A 16,710-nucleotide genomic window follows, 5' to 3' on the forward strand; every position below is an offset into this window, starting at 1 on the left:
TCGGCTAACTCGAGTTAGGCTCGCCGATGACCGACTCGCTCCTCTCCCGCCGTGGCCTGATGCGCTACGGCGCGTACGGCGCCGGAGCCGCCGCCGTCGCCGGTGTCGCGGCCGGCTGGGACCGCCTCACCGCCGCCGACATCCCCGGCCGCGACGACGGCTCGCTCGTCATCGCCACCCTCGGCTCCGCCTTCAACCCCGAGGCGCAACGCGCCCTCCGCGACGGGTTCCGCGAGGTCCACCCCGACATCAGGATCCGTATCAACCCCGTCCAGGCCTACGACTGGTCGGACTTCTTCTCCAAGATCCTCACGCAGATCGCCGCGGGCACCGCACCCGACCTCGTGTACGTCGCCACCGAGGGCGTGCAGCTCTTCGCCCGGCGGCTCGGCGTCCCGCTGGACGCGTGGGCGAAGCGGGACGCGGCCGAGCTGCGCCCGTACTTCGCCGACGTCCACCCCTCGCTGGTCGAGTCGATGATGTACGAGGGGAGCCTGTACCAGCTGCCGGTCGAGTTCAACGCGGCCGACATGTACCTCAACACCCGGGTCCTGGAACGCGCGGGCGCCGATCTCCCCGACGACGACTGGACCCGCGACGACTTCACGACACTGCTGCGCGCGATGAAACGCAGCAACGGCGCCGGGTTCACCCCGTACTTCTGGACCAACCGCCTGTGGGGCGGAGTGGTCCCCTGGCTGTTCGCGGGCGGCACCAACCTCCTCGCCGAGTCCAAGGCCCCCGGGGGCGACTGGCTCTGGAACTCCTTCTACCCCGAGGCGGAACGGCGCGGCCGGGGCGGCGGCTACCGGTGGACGACCCCGCTGGCCGACACCGACCGGGTCGCGGAGGTCTACGACTACCTCGCCTCCCTCGTCCAGGACGACCTGTGCACCCGGCCGGAGGGCGGCGACGGCCGGAACCTCGTCGGTGTGTTCTCCACCGGCCGCGTCGGTGTCACCCCTGCGGGCGGCTTCTGGGCCGGCGGCCTGCACGAGGCGGGCATGAAGCCGACCGACTACGACGTCCGGTACTTCCCGCGCGGGCGCGCACGGCGTCACCAGTTCGGCGCCGCCGGGTATGCCCTGCTGCGCACGTCGAGGATGCGGGACGAGGCCTGGGAGTTCATCAAGTACACCGCCCGCGAGGACGTGATGACCCAGCTCTTCGCGGCCAACCAGACCACCCCGGCCCGCCGCTCCATGGTCGACGCGGCCCGCTACCGGAAGACCGGCCCGGCGCACTGGCAGGTCTTCTACGACACCCTCGACAAGATCCCCTCGACCGGCCCGATCCCGGCCCCGCCGCAGGTCAACGAGGTCGAGCAGCTGCTGATCAAGCACACCGGAACCGCCCTCGCGAGCCCCGGGGCGGTGCGCCCCGCGCTGCGCCGGCTGCAGGGGGACCTGGAGCGGGCCATGGAGCGTGAAGTGTGACGAACACCGAGATCAGGGCCGTACGGCCGGAGTCCGCCGGTCCCCGCAAGACCCGCAGGACCCTCGGGCCCCGTCAGTCCCGTAAGCCCTCCGAGTCCACGACCGCCACGACCCCCGCCTCCCGCTCCCGGGGCGCCCGCCTGCTCGCCATCCTCTTCCTCGCGCCCACGGTCGTCGGCATCGTCGTCTTCACGGTCGTCCCGATCGTCGGCTCGATCGTCCTCAGCCTGTTCCAGTGGGACGTGATCGAGGACCCGCGGTGGGCCGGAGCGGCCAACTACCGTGAGATCCTGACCGATTCGACGGTCCTCGTCTCCTTCCGCAACACCCTCGTCTTCATGGTGCTCGCGGTCGCGCTGCAGTTGCTGATCGCGCTCGCGCTGGCGATAGCGGTGAACGGCCGGATGCCTACGTGGCTCCGCTCCGTGTTCCGTTCGGCGTTCTTCTTCCCGCTGGTGCTGTCCGCCGCGTCCATCTCGGTGGTGATGAAGTACCTGTTCAACCAGGACTTCGGCCCCGTCAACTGGCTGCTCGGCACGGTCGGCATCCCCTCGGTCCCCTGGCTGACCTCGGAGAACGGGGCGATGGCGGCGGTGGTCCTGGCGTACGTCTGGCAACAGTTCGGCTTCTCGTTCCTGCTGTTCGTCGGCGGCCTGAACACCATCCCGAAGGAGGTGCACGAGGCGGCGTCGCTGGACGGCGCGAGCGGTCTGCGCAAACACCTCTTCATCACCCTGCCGCTGCTGTCGCCGACGCTGCTGGTGGCGTCCGTGGTCGGCTTCATCAACGCCCTCCAGGTCTTCGAGCAGCCGTACGTCCTCACGGCCGGCGGCCCCGGCGACTCCACCCGCACGGTCGTGATGGTCATCTACGAGACGGCCTTCGAGCAGCTCCGCTTCGGCGAGGCGTCCGCCGTGGGCGTCCTGCTGTTCGCCCTGATCATGGCGGTCACCGCACTCCAGTTCCGGCTCAGCCGGCGTTACGTCCACTACCAGTGAGCCGGGTGAGCCCTATGAGTACGACTTCCCTCACGAGCCCCGCCGTGTCACGCGTACGGCACAGCCTCGCTCCCCTGACCCGGATCGCCGGGCTGACGCTGTGCGCGCTGCTGACGCTCGGCCCGGTCATCTGGACGGTGTCGACGTCGCTACGCACACCGGCGGAGTCCTTCGACCTGCCGCCGAGGATCATCCCGGGCGACGCCACCCTCGACGCCTACCGCGGGGTCTTCGACCAGATCGACGTGTGGCTGTACGCGCTGAACTCCACCTTGGTGACCGCGCTGATCGCGGCCGGGCAGATGATCACGGCGGGCCTGGCGGGCTATGCCTTCGCCCGTCTCGAATTCCGCTTCAAGAGGCCGCTGTTCGCGCTGGTCCTGGCCACGATGATGGTGCCGTTGCAGGTCACGATGGTCCCGGTCTTCCTGGAACTCAAGGAGATGGGACTGACCGACACCCTCCTCGGCCTCATCGTCCCGGCCTTCCCGACGGCCTTCGGCACCTTCCTGATGCGGCAGTACTTCCTCGGCATGCCGAAGGACCTGGGCGAGGCGGCGATGATCGACGGCGCGGGCCCGTGGCGCGTCTTCCGGTCCGTGTACGCGCCCCTGGCGGCCCCCGGTCTCGCCATCGTCGGCGTACTCGCCTTCAACTACCACTGGAACGAATTCTTCCGGCCGCTGATCCTTGAGACCTCCACCGAGAACCTCACGCTGCCCCTGGGCCTGGTCTCCCTCCAGGGCAATCTCGGCACCGGCTCGATCTCCGTCGTCCTCGCCGGAGTCGTCCTGTCCATGCTCCCCGCCGTCGCCGTGTTCGTCGTCGGCCAGCGCCCTCTGCGCGAGGGCATCACCTCCGCAGGAGTCAACCGTTGAGTTCCGCGAGCCCGTCGACCGACCTCCACAGCCCGCGCTTCCGGGTCCGCCCGCCGGCCAACTGGATGAACGACCCGAACGGGCCCCTGCGTTGGGGCGGCCGGTACCACCTCTTCTACCAGTACAACCCCGACGCCCCCGTCCACGCGAACGTCCACTGGGGCCACGCCTCCAGCCCCGACCTCGCCCACTGGGAGGACCACGGGATCGCCCTGCGGCCGACACCCGGCGGCCCGGACGAGGCGGGCTGCTGGTCCGGCTGCGTGGTCGACGACGACGGCGTACCGACGGCGGTGTACTCCGGGATCGACCACGGCCACCGGGGCCTGAGCACGATCTGTCTCGCCGTGGCCGAGGACGACGGCCTCCGGGCGTGGAAGCAACTGCCGCTGCCGGTGGTCACCGGCCCGCCGGCCGGCCTGGGCGTGACGATGTTCCGGGACCCGTTCGTCTTCCGCTTCGCCGGACGCCGCTGGGCACTGGTGGGCGCGGGCCACGCCGACGGCACCCCGTCCGTCCTGGTGTACGACTGCGAGGACCTGTACGCATGGCGGTTCGCCGGGGTCCTCCTGGACGGCCGCGATCCGGGGGCGGCCCGCGTCCTCGGCACACGGGCGATCGGCTGGGAGTGCCCGCAGCTGTGGGAGACCACCGGGGGCGACTGGGTGCTGGCGGTGGCTCTGTGGGACGGCGACCCGCTGAGCACGGCTTATCTGACGGGACGTCTGATCAGCTCGACAGACGGTGAGTTGAGGTTCGTGACCGGCAGCGGCGGCGGCCCCCTGGACCACGGCCGTGACTTCTACGCCCCGTCCGTCCTCCAGGACACGGAGTCCGGCCGTGCCCTGCTCTGGGGCTGGTCCTGGGAGTCCCGCCCGAGCGAGGAGGTCGACCGCGCGGGCTGGTCCGGAGTCCTCACGGCACCACGCGTGGTGGACACCCATGACGACGGCACGCTGAGGGTCCTACCGGCCCCGGAGCTCGAACTCCTCCGAGCGGCCGCCCCGTTCACGACCGCACCCGGACCGTACCGGCCGCTCCCCCACGCGTACGACCTGCTGGTGACCGCCCGGTCGGAGGCGACCGTGACCCTCCTGCGGGCCGCGTCCGGAGCCGAACTGACCGTGCGCCTGGACCCGGCGTCCGGCACGGTGACCCTGGACCGCACGGCCTGGCCGCGCTCCCGCCCGGACGGCGCGGCCCCCCTGGTCCTGCCCATCCTGCCGGCCTCGTCGGGCGTGCCCCTCACCGTACGGATCCTCGTGGACGGCTCCCTGCTGGAGGTGTTCGCGGGCGACCGGGCGGCGGCCACGGAACGGGTCTACCGACGGGACGACGACATCGCGGAGCTGGCCGTGTCGGGGACGGCGGTCGAGGTCACGGGCTGGGAGCTGGTCCCACCGAACCCCGTGTGACGACCGGGCACTCCAGCCGCCGGGTGGTGACCGGCGGCGCGGTCCCGCTGTCGATGGCGTCCAGGAGCAGGCGGACGGCCGTCTCTCCCATCGCGCGGTGGGGCAGGGCGACCGTGGTGAGGGGCGGGCTGAGGAAGGCGGCCATGTGCTCCTGGTCGTCGTAGCCGACGACGGACAGATCGGCGGGCACGTCGAGCCCGAGGCGCGCGGCGGCGTGGAGGACGCCTGCGGCCACCCGGTCGTTGTAACAGACGATGCCCGTGGGCCGCCGGTCGGCGGGAACGCCGTCCAGCAACCGCAGCGCCCCCTCGTACCCGGCGGCGATCTCCCCTCCCGTCCGCACGATCCAGTCCTTCTCGGCGGTCAGCCCCGCCGCCCGCAGCGCGTCCCGGAAGCCGCGCAGCCGCTCGGCGGTCGCCATGTCGTCCAGGCCGCCCACCAGGGCGACACGGCGGTGGCCCGCGTCGAGGAGGACGCGGGCGGCGCTGCGGCCACCGGCCCGCTCGGCGGGGATGACGGCCGGGAGGGAGCCGTCCTCGGGAAGGCAGTTGGCGAACACGGCGAACGTGCGGTGCAGCCCGTCCGGGACCCGGGCGCGGCGCAGCGACAGCGCGGCGTAGATGATGCCGTCGACCCTCCGGTCGAGCAGTTCGGCGACGGCCGCGTCCTCGGTGGCCGGGTCCTGCCCGGAGTCGACGGTGAGCACCAGATGCTCACTGTTCCACGCGGTGTCCATGGCCCCGCGCAGCAGCCGCCCGGCGAACGGCGAGGTGGCGATCTCGTCCGTGACCAGACCGATCACGGCGGTACGACGGCGGCGCAGGCCGCGGGCGACCGAGTGCGGCCGGTAGCCGAGTTGTCTGGCCGCCTTGCGGATCTTCTCCTGCGTCTCGGCGGAGAGGTTGCCCTGCGCACGCCCGTTGAAGACGAAGGACACGGCCGTGTGCGAGACCCCGGCGAGCCGGGCCACATCCCGTGAGGTCGCCCGCTCGCCCCCGTCACCCCGCGCCTTCTCGACCCCGCCCATGCCTCGTCCCCGCCGACCTCGCCCGATCGGGCAAGCCTACCCGCGGCCGACATCGGCACCGGGGCGGCGGCACCCGTGCAGGCCGGGAACGCGGCAGCGGACGACCGGACAACCTTGCGCGTGGTGGGTCATCGCGCGAGGGCCAGGAACTGGGTGGCCGCCAGTCGCGCGTACAGCCGGTCCCGGGCCACCAGTTCCTCATGGGCGCCGATGTCCCGGACACGGCCGCCGTCCATGACGACGATCCGGTCGGCGCCCGTCACCGTCGACAGGCGGTGGGCCACCACCAGCACAGTGGTCTCGCGGGCCACCTCCGCGACGACGTCCCGCAGCGCCAGCTCGTTGACGGCGTCGAGCTGCGAGGTCGCCTCGTCCAGCAACAGCAGGCGTGGCCTGCGCAGCAGGGCGCGGGCGATGGCGACACGCTGCCGCTCACCGCCCGACAGCCGCGAACCGCGGTGGCCGACCGGGGTGTCCAGGCCGTGGGGCAGGCGCTCGACGAGGGAGTCGAGCTTCGTACGGGCCAGGACGTCGCGGAGTCGTCGTCGAGTCGCACCGGTTCGCACCGGACGGGCCGGAACAAGACCCGGAACAGACCCTGCCGGTCGGCGGGTAGGCAACCGCCGGTCGGCGGGGCCGTCACCGAAGCCTGCCGGATGGCTCCCCGCCCAGCGGCGCCGCGAGAGTCACCCCATGCCACAGACACCATCGACACCGCAGAGCACGTCAGCTCCGCAGGGCACATCAGCTCCGCAGGAGAACCCGCCTCCGCAGCCCCGGCCCTCCCCCGAGTCCGCCACGCCGGCCTCGCCGGCTCCCTCGATGGGACGCCTCGTCGGGGTGGACCTGGCCCGCGCGCTGGCGGTGTTCGGCATGTACATCGTGCACATCGGCCCCCCACTGTCCGCCGCGACCGGCGTGGCCGGCTGGATCCGTTACGTGGCGGACGGTCACTCCTCGGTCCTGTTCGCCACCCTGGCCGGGTTCTCACTGATGCTGATCGCCGGCCGCCGCGAGCCCAGGACCGGCGTGGCCGGCAGGCAGGCGAAGGCCCGGATCGCGATCCGCGCCGTCGTCCTGCTGGCGCTGGGCACCGCGATGGCCACGGAGTACGGAGGAGTGATCATCCTCGGCTTCTACGGGGTCTACTTCCTCCTCGCCCTGCCTCTGGTACGACTGCGTGCCAGGACCCTCGCGATCATCGCGGCCGCGCTCGCCCTCGTCGCACCGCAGTTGGCGTTCGTCCTGAACTCCCTGCTGACCGAGCCGATCCGGCAGAGCATCAACACCTACGACCCGCTCCACCGGCTCAGCGACGTGGGAGTGCTCGATCTGCTGCTCAGTGGCTTCTACCCGGCGCTCACGTGGATGTCGTTCGTGATCACGGGCATGGCACTGGGCCGGCTCGACCTGCCCTCCGGCACTGTCCAACGGCGTCTGGCCGCGCTCGGTGCCGCCCTCACGCTGGCCGCGTACGGCATGTCCTTGCTGCTGGCCGGTGGGGACGCGTTGAGGAGCATGGCGGAGGACGGGCCGTCGTCCGGCGGCTCCGGGTCACCGGCCCTCGACAGCGGGTCGGCGTCCCTGGACGGGGGGTCGTTCCCCGACATGCCTGCGTCGTCGCTCCTGACGGCCGGACCGCACAGCGGCACCACGTTCGACATCATCGGCAGCGTCGGAGTGGCGATCCTCGTGATCGTGGGCGCGACGGTGGCGATGGACCACCTGCCGCGACTGCGCCGCCTGGCCACACCGGTCATCGCCGTGGGCACCATGTCCCTGACCGCCTACGTCGGCCACTTCCTCGCACAGTCCGCGCTGTCCATGCCCGCCGGGACCAGCACCCAGCAATCATGGGTGCCGCTGCTCATGTTCATCCTCGGAGCCACCCTGTTCGCGACCGTCTGGTCCCGCTTCTTCCGCCGTGGCCCCCTGGAGCACCTGCTCAACGCCGCCACCAAGCCGGCGAAGCGCATCCGTTGACACCCGCCCGGGTGGGACGCCTTCCGCGCCCCACCCGGCATCGCGCGCGGACGGCGGGACGACTCCGTCACTCGGGCCCAGCTTGAGCTTCGGTCGTCCCCCGGCTGTGCGGGAAGCAGTCGCTCGGTCGAGGCTACGCCTTGCCTGATGGCAATTGCGTCGCCGGCCGGGGTGGTCATGTCTACGCTGACGGCGTGACCGTGGTGTGGGTGACGGGCAATTCAGGGACCGGTAAGTCCACGGTCTGTGGGGTGTTGCGAGAGCGTGGCTACGTCGCGCTCGACGCCGACGAGGACGGCTTCAGCCACTGGATCGACCGGGCTACGGGCGAGGTCGTGGTGGATCCTCCGTATCCGGTTCCCGGGGGCTGGCTCGATCGATACGGGTGGGCGATCGTCCGCGAACGCGTTGAGACCCTCGTCGAGGAGTCTCGTTCCCGAATCGCGTTCTTGTGCGGGTCGGCGGAGAACGAGGCAGATGTCCTCGATCTTTTCGACGTCATCGTGGGCCTGGTGATCAACGATGACATCCTCCGACACCGGCTCGCGACCCGCACTACGAACCCCTTCGGTACACATCCCGAAGAGCTCGCAGCGGCCCTGAAGTGGAATCCTCGGATGCGAGCGATCCACGAAAGCCGTGGCGCGACGATCATCGATGCGTCCAAGCCGGTGACCGAGGTGGTGGACAGCGTGATTGCCGCGGTTCAGGAGCTGAGAGGCGGCGCGTAAGTCGATGTCCGTTCCGCGCTTCCGGGAGGGACAAGCGGCGACCGCGGTGCCGCCGGAAGGCTACGGCCGCTCGCGGCCCGGTACCTTTTTTGCCGCATCACGCCCTGTCGACTGCGCGGTCACCCCGGCCGGGATTCGTCGATCATGGCGGATCAGAGCGTGCACCGGCCGAAGGCTGCCCCGCGAGCAGGGCCGCGGTTGGCGGGGGATCCGGCAGTTCGGTGAAGGAATACGGGGGCCAGGGGCCCAAAAAACGGATACGCACGGCGGGTTGACGTGCCTGGAGGTCGCTCAGGACTCCACCCACGGTGTCGATGTTCTCCTGCCGGGTGAGGAGGGCCGCTGACAGCACATGTGTCTCGTCCGGGGATTGCTGGGTGCGGCCGCGGTCACGCAGGTCTTCCGCGATGGCGAGCAGTCTGCCGCGGACTTCCGCGTGCACCTCGTCGGCCAGCCGCTCGGCCGTCTGCCTGGCGGTCTGTTCCTCCTGTTTGGCGAGGAGCCGGCGCATTCCCGCCGAGCGGTGCGTCGAGGCTGCGTCTGTGTGCGAGGCCGGTGTGGCGCCGAGGACTCTGCGGTCCAGGGCTATCTCCACCCGCAGTTCGCACCGGTCAGCCAGTGTGCGTAGCTGTTCGTCGATCTCGGCTGCCCGTTCGGCGATCCATTCCGTCAGTCGCTCGGCCGCCTTCCGCCCGCCTGCGGACCCGCCCGCCGGGGACGGCTCATCGGCGACCAGGACATTGAAGGTCATGGGCAGGACACTGCCGGTTCGTTCCCACACGGTGGTGACGACCTCGCTCTGCTGCCTCACCCAGCGGCGGACCTGGTCGTCACTGCCCTGGTACGGGGTGGCGGGGGCATCGTGCACCAAGGCCGCGATGCCTGTGCCCGGGGCGTGGACGAGCCGTGTGGGACACCCGTCGAGACCGGTGACCTCGCAGGTGGTTGCTGTCTCCGAACGCAGTAAGGCGTACACGTACAGGGCGTGTTCCCCGGTCATGCGTCGGCCTCCTCTGCCCAGCGCCGAGGGTTGACGAGTTTGTCGACCACGTCGTCGACCACCTCGTCCAGGCCCCGGTGCAGGTCCGCGACGGAGGTAGTGATGCCGTGGTCGTCCTTGATCTGGTCCATCGCCTCATCCAGTTCCAGCAGGGCGTCGGCCAGGCGCTCGCTCTCCTCCAACGTCAGGTCGCCTCCGTTGATACGGCGCAGAGCCTGGCGTTCGAGCGCCTCCTGGATGACCTCCACCAGCGTGACCACCAGAGACAACACGCCGTGCTTGAGGCTTTTCTCGTCGACGGTCAGGGGCATGACTGCCCACCTTTCTGTGTCGCGGTTCGCCGTACGGTCATGCGGCCGGTGGGAGGGACCCCGCCATGGTCAGCGCCTGCGTCCAAGGCACCGAGTCGCCTGCGGCCAGCAGCACTTCGCCCCGCCCCATGGCGCGGAGGACGAGCACTTCGCCGTCCCCGGCGGGGCTGGTCCCGTTCGCCGTACGGCGCACATCGGTGATCTCCGCGGTGGGGACGACCAGGGCGGGCCGGGAATCCATCGGAGACTTCCACGTCAGTGCCTCACCGGTGAGTCGCCCCTGCCCGCAGCGCCACAACGGGCCGCCGCGGCGCGGTTCGTGGAACCACAGCCGCCCCTCCGCCAGCGGCCGCTCCTCGACAGCCGGCGACGTGTGCCAGAACGCGTTGTCCAAACGGCCCGCGCATGCGTCGGTGAGATGGTCGTGCAGCCCCTCGGGGTCCTGGGCCGAGAGCAGTTCCTCCGTACCGTCGGCCAACGCCACCCGTACCCGCAGGCGTTCCTCGCCGCCCACCGTGGACTCCGGGGCGAGTCGGACACCCCGGACCACGCCGAGCTCGCTCTCCCACAGGACTTCCCGAGGCTCGTCCCGCACCACGGCCAGACGCTGGTCGGTCAACCAGACGGTGCCGGGCCGCCACGTGTGGCTCGGCCCCTCTGTTGCCAGGTGTCCGCCGCTCATGCGGCTGATGACTCTTTCGCCGTCCCGCAGGTCGATCGTGCGGCGCGCGGCAGACCGTTCGGCCCAGGCCCGGGTCGCCTCGTCCCAGTTCCGCATCATGCCGTACTCGAGCATCGTCTCCATACCCGCGACGGCCGCCCGAAGACTGACCCCGATCAACGGGACGTCCGACACGGCGACAATGAGGTCCAGGTGCAGGACCGCGCCCTTGTTCAGCAGGACCTCCACCAGGTCGTCCAGTGTCACCCGGGGGTCACGCGTCGGACGCAGGGGCGATGGCTCAACCGTCACGCCGGGCCGCCTCGTCCCGAGCCTCCACGCTCGCGCGGTCGGCACCTGCGGCGGAGCCGTCGAGAGGGACGGGACCCGAGGCGGCTTGCTCCGTCAGTCGGGCGTGGGCACTGCGCCAACCGCACCAAGGGCAGTACTCCTGCAGCAGTTGCTCGACGGGAGCACGTTTGTCGCACTGGGGGCAGGTCTCCTTCGCCACCCGCGCCTGCCGCCAGGCGGCCGTCTCCGTGTCCGTACCGGAGGGGAACTCCAGCCCGTAGTGAGCGGCTGTCTCGAAGGAGGCCAGGGCGGCGCGCAGACGGATGCCGAGCAGTTCCACCCCCGCCACCGACACCATGATGTCGGCGTTGAGGACCAGCCCTTTGTCCAGCAGGGTCTCCACGACATGGGCCAGACCCCCGTCGCCGTCCCGTCTGGGCTGCAGCGGAACGGCTCCCACGCCTCGCGCTCCGGCCATCGCCCCATCGCGGCGTGTGCTCGCGGGCGGTAAGGCGGCCCGGTTGCCCACGTTGTTGTCCGGATAGCTGCTCATGCCTGTGCGCGTATCCGCCCTCACGCGGCTTACACACCCGACACGGCGGAGGTCGGCCGTCCTGGCGGGTCCGGGGCACGGCACGCGCGGGTGAAATGCCGTACCCACCCGCCGTATTTCGTCGATCACTTGTCGGTGGTCGCGCCACCGAGCGCAACGCCGGGGCAGCACGTCAGGAGTACCGGCAGGCCACGGTCCCGGCTCAGCTGTCGACCGCTGTTGGTTACTGGTAGGACCGGTCACGCTCGGCGCTCTTCGTCACCGGCTGCGGGCGGCGGTGAATACCTTGCGCAGTTCGCCCACGCCGGAGAAGGTGGCCGACACCGGTGCGAAGGCGAGGCCGGCGGCGTCGGCGAGGAGCCGGGCCATGGTCGTCTTGCCGACGCTGGGCGGCCCCCACAGGGTTGCGGAGCTGAGGCGGCGCTGCGCGAGCAAGCGGCCCAGTGGGGCGTCCGGGGCCAGGAGGTGGTTCTGTCCGACGACGTCCGCACGGTGATTCCTGTCGGCTGAGGGCGCGGCTGGTTCGCACCGGCGGGAAGGTGCGCGGGGGTTCAGGCGCCGGCCCGCCGCGATCCTGTGGGCCTGGGCGGGCGCTTGTCGTGGGGCAGACGGTCGACGACCAGGTCGTAGGAGTGCCCGACCGCTTCGTCGACCAGGCGCTTGGTGATGCCTCGTCCGGGACCGACCGAGATCCAGTGCTTCTTGTCCAGGTAGCGGCCCGGGGTGATCGAGGCGTAGCCGCGCTCCAGTGCCCGCGCGTGCTCGGGCTCGCACTTGACCGTGATGATCTGTTCGTCCGGGTCGTCGGTGACGATCAGGAACACCTTGCCCGCGACCTTGTACACGTCGAGTTCCGGGGTGAAGGGGTAGCCGTGGCTGACGCCGGGGAGGGCCAGAGCCGCCTGGCGGGCGGTGTCCTGGAGGCGGTCACCGGCCGCGCTCACCGGGCCGCCCGCGGGCCGACGCCGTAGGTGTGCGGGTCGAGGGGCCGCTCGGCCTTGGGCAGACGGGCGACGACGAGCCGGTAGGAGTCGGTGACAAGCTCCCTGACGAGCTCCTTGTCGACAGCTTCTCCGCCCTCCACGGTGATCCAGTGCTTCTTGTTCATGTGATAGCCGGGGGTGATCTGGCTGTACTGCTCCCGCAGGGCGTGGGCCTCGCCGGGGTCCGCCTTGAGGATCACGACGGGCCGCCCCGGGACCTCGGTCATCAGCATGAACACCTTGCCGCGCACCTTGAAGACCTCCCAGTCGGGGCCGAAGGGGTGCTCCAGCTGGGCTCCGGGGAGTTCCTCCGCGCAGTCGGCGGCGGTCTTGTGCAGGGCCGATCCGTTCATCGGGCGTGCCTTCCTCAGGTGGTGACGGACTGTGGCATCGAGGAATGTGGAGGGCGCGCCGAGTGGGCGCGGTGGCACGTCCCATCCTTCCGCCGCAGTCAGCCGGAAGGGCGGTAGGCTGCGGACACGTGATGGTCGACAAGCGACACCCTGATCCGAGCGGCAGCGCGGGCGGTCCGGCCGCGGTCCCGCTGTTCGGTTTCCAGCCCCCGGTCGGTACCCCGTACGGCCTTGAGGTGAGCACCGTCGAGGACTTCTTCGCCCACCACGACGACTGGCCGTGGAACCCGCCCCGTCCCGGCCGCGCCACCTTCCACTACCTCATCGCCGTCACCGAGGGCGAGCTGTGGCACGACGTCGACCACGTCACGCGGACCGTCACCCCCGGCCAGTGGCTGTGGGTGCGTCCCGGACACGCGCAGTGCTGGCATCCGCCCGGCGCGGCCCGCGGCCCGTTCATCCTCTTCGAACCGGACGTACTGCGGCCCGACCTCGCTCGTCTCCTGGCCCCGCTCACCGCGCACGACGCCCCCGCCGTGCTCACCCCGCACCCCGACGACACCGCCTGGCTCCGGCAGACGGCACTCCAACTCCTGGACGAACACCGCGCACTGGGGCGCCGCCCCCTCGACATCCACCACGCCCTGCGGCGCAGCCTGCTCGAATCGCTGCTGCTGCGCCTGGCCAACTCCCCGGACATCGCCCCCATCGGCACGGCCACGGCCCACGCGGGCCGAGCCGACCGGTACGGACGCTTCCTGGACGCCTTGGAACTGCACTTTCGCGAACTCCACCACGCCGCGGACTACGCCGAGTTGCTCGGCTGCTCGGTCCGCACCCTCAGCCGTGCCGCCCGGGACGCCACCGGCAAAGGAGTACGCGAACTCATCGACGAGCGGCGCCTCCTCGAAGCCCGGCGCCTGCTGGGAGGTACCCGATGGGATGCCCGGACTGTGGCCGTCCACCTCGGCTTCACCGATCCCGCGAACTTCGGCCGCTTCTTCCGCGACCGCACCGGCCTCACCCCGGCCGCCTTCGCGGCCGGCAAGGCCACGACCGTCCCCCCTCCTCTCCTTGGCTGACGGGTCTCGGTGGTTTCCGGCCGGGTCTCAGCACGATGCCGGGGTCGGGGATGGACTGGCCGTCATGGTCATGGAAGACGGCGATGTCGGGACCGGGTGACCAGTAGGCGATGTCGCCGATCTCCTAGCTGGACCGCGGCGTGCCTCCTGCGGTCAGGGACCGGGGCAGGTGACCGGAGTGGGTACGGGAACTCATCGACGAGCGGCGCCTCCTGGAAGCCCGGCGTCCGCTGGCAGGCGCCCGATGGGATGCCCGGGCTGGGCCGTCCATCGAGGACTTCTTCCACTCCTGTGCCAGTTCCTCGTACGGATGCTGTGGCCGGCCGTCGTCGACCGTCAGGCATCGTGGGCGGTTGTTTGTCGTTTCTCAGTTGCCCAGGTCTCAGTCGCCCAGGACGACGACGTGCTTGCCCGGTGTGGTGCCTGACTCGACATCGGCCTGGGCGTCACGGACCTGTTCCAGGCCCTGGTAGACCTTCGCGACCGGGACTTTGAGACGCTCTTCGGCGATGGCCCGGAGCTGGCGGGTGAAGACGTCGGCCGGGAGGTCGGCGGCCTGACCGCCGTAGGACGTCAGCCGCACCCCGCCCGGGATCATGAACGGGGTGAAATCGGGGATCGTCCACTGGCCCGCCAGGGCTCCGGTGAAGCAGACCGTGCCGTGCCGGCGGACGGCGTTGAGGGTGTCGGCGAGGACCGAGCAGCCCACCAGCTCCAGTACGGCGTCGACACCCTCCGGCATCAGCTCGCGCACCTGGTCGGCGATCGTGCCGCTGTCGACAAGGGGATGGTCGACGCCCGCGGCCCGCAACCCCCCGGCCCGCTCCGGGCTGCGGGTGGTGGACAGCACGGTGGCTCCGAGGTCCTTCGCGATCGTGGCCGCGCTCAGCCCGACCGTGGAGGTGCCGCCGCGGATCAGCAGCGTCTGCCCGGCCTTGAGGTCCAGGCCGGTGGTCAGCGATCCGTAGGCGGTCTGGAACATCTCCGGAAGCGCACCGACGACCTCCCACGGCAGGCCGGTCTCGAACGGGATGACCTGCGCCGCGGGGACGGTCACGTACTGGGCGTACGCGCCGTCGTACGAGCGGCCCATGCCGCCCATCATCGTGGCCACCTGCTGTCCCGGCCTCAGCTCGCTGTCCTCGTCGGCCTCGTCGACCACGCCGACGCCCTCGATGCCGGGTACACGCGGGTAGGTGACCTCCGCGTCCGACTCGCCCTTGCGGGTGGTGACCTCGGACTCGTTGACGCCGAACGCCTTCACCCTGATCCGCACCCAGCCGGACTTGCGTACCGGCACCGGCAGATCCTTGATCTGCAGTGCGTCGAGGCCGCCGGGCCGGGTGACGACGACGGCCCGCATCGTCGCCGGTGTGGCGTCGCCGGCTGCTGTCGGTTGGCTCATACCGAGTTCCTCACTCTGTTTCGCCCCCTTGGTGCGCTATTCCGGATGGCGTCCCGCGCCGGCCGTCAGGGGCGGTCGATGCCCTCCCACAGGTCGAGGGCCTGCTGGTAGTGGGCGGTCGCCTCGAAGGGCGGGGTGCCGACGCTTCCCGAGGTGGGTTTGTCCGTGACGGCGGGCCACAGACAGGACTGCTCACCGGTGGCGAAGTCGAGCACGATGTCGCGGATCCGCGTGTCACGCTCGGCCTGTTCGGCGCTGCGGCCCTGCTGTTCCTGGCCGACCAAGGCGTACATCTCGGTGCCGTGCACCGCGGGCGCGCCCTCGGCGGGCCCGATCATCAGAAGATGGGCGTTGCCGCCGGCGGCGGCGTGCGCCAGGCAGCCGCGGGCGGCAGGGAGTGCGAAGAGGTAGTCCGCCATGACTGCGGCGCGGACCTCGGCCGGGGTTCGGCCGCCCTGGTCGTAGGCGTCGACGATCTTCTTCGCGCGGGAGCGGGAAATACGCCACCCCGCGACCTCGTCGACGACGCGGTCGAGGGTGTGCGGGTTGAAGCGGTCGAGGTCGTTCGCCACCCACCACCCCATGTCGTCACTCGCCATGCTCAGCAGCACGTCGACATCGCGGTGCGCGCCCGAGGCGAGGACGTCCATGGGGTGGGCGTGCACCACCGCGCCGGGCTGCCCGATGTCCAGGACGACGCCGGTGGCCTTGTTGTCCACCCCGCCGCGGACTCCGAGGTCCGTCGGGGCGACCTTGCGCAGGGCGTCCCTCAGGGAGACCGCGTCGAGGTCGACCAGCTTCTCCGGGTTGTCCGCTACGCCGAGTTCGGTGACGAACAGGTGCGCGAGCTCCTCGGCCCACCAGGCCGGGACGCTACGAGCGGGCCCACCGGAGAACCCGGCCAGTCGCCGGTACAGGCCGTCGGCGGAGGAGGCGCCGAGCAGACCGAAGGTGGAGTAGGCGCCGGCGCTGTGGCCGTAGACCGTGACCTGGTCGGGGTCGCCGCCGAAGTGGACGATGTTCCGCTTGACCCAGGTCAGCGCGGCGATGACGTCCTGCAGGAAAAGGTTGCTGGCCTCGGCGAGCCGCCCGTCGTATTGCGAGAGCGAGAGCGCGCCCAGTGCGCCGAGCCGGTAGTTGACCGACACGCTCACCACGCGCCCCGTCGCGGCGAGACCGGAGGCGTTGGAGGTGATCTGGGTGTTCGCGCCGTACTCGAATCCGCCGCCGTGGATGTACACGGTCACCGGGAGCGCCTTGTCGGCCGGCTGCTCAGGGGCCCACACGTTCAGGTTCAGGCAGTCCTCGCCCATCCCGCTGTCCGCTTCGAGCCAGTCGCCGCTCTCGGGCTGGACAGAGACGACGCCCTTGCGGTCATAGGGTCGGTCTGGATCGAAGTCCGCGATCACGGGGCGGCGATACCGCTCGGCGGTGGCGTACGGGATCCCCCACCAGGACCGCACCCCCGGTGCAGTCGGAGCCTTGGGGGTGGTCGCGGTCATGACACGTCCTTCCAGCGCGGTTCGGGCATTCGCGCGGTGCTTCGGCGGCTGGCTGCTCGCGGTGACGTCTCCCATCGTTTCCCGGGATTCGACAAGACGCC

The 16,710-nt window shown here is 70.9% G+C and carries 17 protein-coding genes and 1 pseudogene; 7 read left to right on the top strand and 11 right to left on the bottom strand.

Translation table 11 applies throughout. From position 1 onward, the window contains the following. Window positions 1-26: 26 nt before the first annotated feature. The 4 genes from PUR53_RS47295 to PUR53_RS47310 are packed head-to-tail and all read left to right on the top strand — an operon-like array spanning window position 27 to window position 4,727. The gene (locus tag PUR53_RS47295) at window positions 27-1,436 is read left to right on the top strand and encodes an extracellular solute-binding protein (RefSeq protein ID WP_329901659.1); all 1,410 of its coding nucleotides are present in this window, start codon (window positions 27-29) and stop codon (window positions 1,434-1,436) included. After that, complete coding sequence (locus tag PUR53_RS47300) at window positions 1,433-2,434, top strand: carbohydrate ABC transporter permease (RefSeq protein ID WP_329912557.1); 1,002 nt, start codon at window positions 1,433-1,435, stop codon at window positions 2,432-2,434. The genes PUR53_RS47295 and PUR53_RS47300 overlap by 4 nt, the downstream gene beginning before the upstream one ends. Window positions 2,435-2,448: 14 nt before the next feature. Further along, complete coding sequence (locus tag PUR53_RS47305) at window positions 2,449-3,312, top strand: carbohydrate ABC transporter permease (protein WP_329901661.1); 864 nt, start codon at window positions 2,449-2,451, stop codon at window positions 3,310-3,312. Next, the gene (locus PUR53_RS47310; RefSeq protein WP_329912558.1) at window positions 3,309-4,727 is read left to right on the top strand and encodes a glycoside hydrolase family 32 protein; all 1,419 of its coding nucleotides are present in this window, start codon (window positions 3,309-3,311) and stop codon (window positions 4,725-4,727) included. The genes PUR53_RS47305 and PUR53_RS47310 overlap by 4 nt, the downstream gene beginning before the upstream one ends. Here PUR53_RS47310 and PUR53_RS47315 read toward each other — a convergent pair. Both PUR53_RS47315 and PUR53_RS47320 read right to left on the bottom strand, forming a co-directional pair. After that, the gene (locus PUR53_RS47315) at window positions 4,690-5,754 is read right to left on the bottom strand and encodes a LacI family DNA-binding transcriptional regulator (RefSeq protein WP_329912559.1); all 1,065 of its coding nucleotides are present in this window, start codon (window positions 5,752-5,754) and stop codon (window positions 4,690-4,692) included. The genes PUR53_RS47310 and PUR53_RS47315 overlap by 38 nt on opposite strands. A 128-nt stretch (window positions 5,755-5,882) precedes the next feature. Beyond that, window positions 5,883-6,290 (bottom strand): annotated as a pseudogene (locus tag PUR53_RS47320) (ATP-binding cassette domain-containing protein); the annotation flags it as partial. 286 nt (window positions 6,291-6,576) lie between these two features. Here PUR53_RS47320 and PUR53_RS47325 point away from each other — a divergent pair. Continuing rightward, complete coding sequence (locus PUR53_RS47325; protein ID WP_329912627.1) at window positions 6,577-7,737, top strand: DUF418 domain-containing protein; 1,161 nt, start codon at window positions 6,577-6,579, stop codon at window positions 7,735-7,737. Between the two features lie 194 nt (window positions 7,738-7,931). After that, window positions 7,932-8,468 (top strand): hypothetical protein, encoded by a 537-nt coding sequence (locus PUR53_RS47330; RefSeq protein WP_329912560.1) that lies wholly within the window; start codon window positions 7,932-7,934, stop codon window positions 8,466-8,468. Between the two features lie 142 nt (window positions 8,469-8,610). Here PUR53_RS47330 and PUR53_RS47335 read toward each other — a convergent pair whose 3' ends face one another. The 7 genes from PUR53_RS47335 to PUR53_RS47365 form a co-directional block, all read right to left on the bottom strand. Beyond that, entirely contained in the window at window positions 8,611-9,468 is an 858-nt protein-coding gene (locus PUR53_RS47335) for a GvpL/GvpF family gas vesicle protein (protein WP_329912561.1), read from the bottom strand. Beyond that, entirely contained in the window at window positions 9,465-9,779 is a 315-nt protein-coding gene (locus PUR53_RS47340) for a gas vesicle protein K (protein WP_329901667.1), read from the bottom strand. Before PUR53_RS47340 ends, PUR53_RS47335 begins: the two co-directional genes overlap by 4 nt. 37 nt (window positions 9,780-9,816) lie before the next feature. Next, window positions 9,817-10,752: a gas vesicle protein gene (locus PUR53_RS47345; protein WP_329912562.1), complete on the bottom strand. Its 936-nt coding sequence runs from the start codon at window positions 10,750-10,752 to the stop codon at window positions 9,817-9,819. Continuing rightward, window positions 10,742-11,284, bottom strand: a complete 543-nt coding sequence (locus tag PUR53_RS47350) for a gas vesicle protein (RefSeq protein WP_329901669.1) — start codon at window positions 11,282-11,284, stop codon at window positions 10,742-10,744. The genes PUR53_RS47345 and PUR53_RS47350 overlap by 11 nt, the downstream gene beginning before the upstream one ends. A 258-nt stretch (window positions 11,285-11,542) precedes the next feature. Then, complete coding sequence (locus tag PUR53_RS47355; RefSeq protein ID WP_329901670.1) at window positions 11,543-11,719, bottom strand: AAA family ATPase; 177 nt, start codon at window positions 11,717-11,719, stop codon at window positions 11,543-11,545. A 116-nt stretch (window positions 11,720-11,835) separates the two neighbouring features. Beyond that, the gene (locus PUR53_RS47360) at window positions 11,836-12,228 is read right to left on the bottom strand and encodes an MmcQ/YjbR family DNA-binding protein (RefSeq protein WP_329912563.1); all 393 of its coding nucleotides are present in this window, start codon (window positions 12,226-12,228) and stop codon (window positions 11,836-11,838) included. After that, window positions 12,225-12,620 (bottom strand): MmcQ/YjbR family DNA-binding protein, encoded by a 396-nt coding sequence (locus PUR53_RS47365; RefSeq protein WP_329912564.1) that lies wholly within the window; start codon window positions 12,618-12,620, stop codon window positions 12,225-12,227. The genes PUR53_RS47360 and PUR53_RS47365 overlap by 4 nt, the downstream gene beginning before the upstream one ends. Before the next feature lie 128 nt (window positions 12,621-12,748). On the opposite strand from PUR53_RS47365, the gene PUR53_RS47370 reads away from it, so the two are divergent. Continuing rightward, window positions 12,749-13,702, top strand: coding sequence for a helix-turn-helix domain-containing protein (locus PUR53_RS47370; protein ID WP_329912565.1), 954 nt, complete (start codon window positions 12,749-12,751; stop codon window positions 13,700-13,702). Between the two features lie 382 nt (window positions 13,703-14,084). Here PUR53_RS47370 and PUR53_RS47375 read toward each other — a convergent pair whose 3' ends face one another. Both PUR53_RS47375 and PUR53_RS47380 read right to left on the bottom strand, forming a co-directional pair. Next, entirely contained in the window at window positions 14,085-15,107 is a 1,023-nt protein-coding gene (locus PUR53_RS47375) for an alcohol dehydrogenase catalytic domain-containing protein (protein ID WP_329912566.1), read from the bottom strand. Between the two features lie 65 nt (window positions 15,108-15,172). Further along, window positions 15,173-16,609: a carboxylesterase family protein gene (locus PUR53_RS47380; RefSeq protein ID WP_329912567.1), complete on the bottom strand. Its 1,437-nt coding sequence runs from the start codon at window positions 16,607-16,609 to the stop codon at window positions 15,173-15,175. Window positions 16,610-16,710: the final 101 nt, after the last annotated feature.

Source organism: Streptomyces sp. SP18BB07 (genome assembly GCF_036322545.1).
GTDB lineage: Bacteria > Actinomycetota > Actinomycetes > Streptomycetales > Streptomycetaceae > Streptomyces > Streptomyces deccanensis.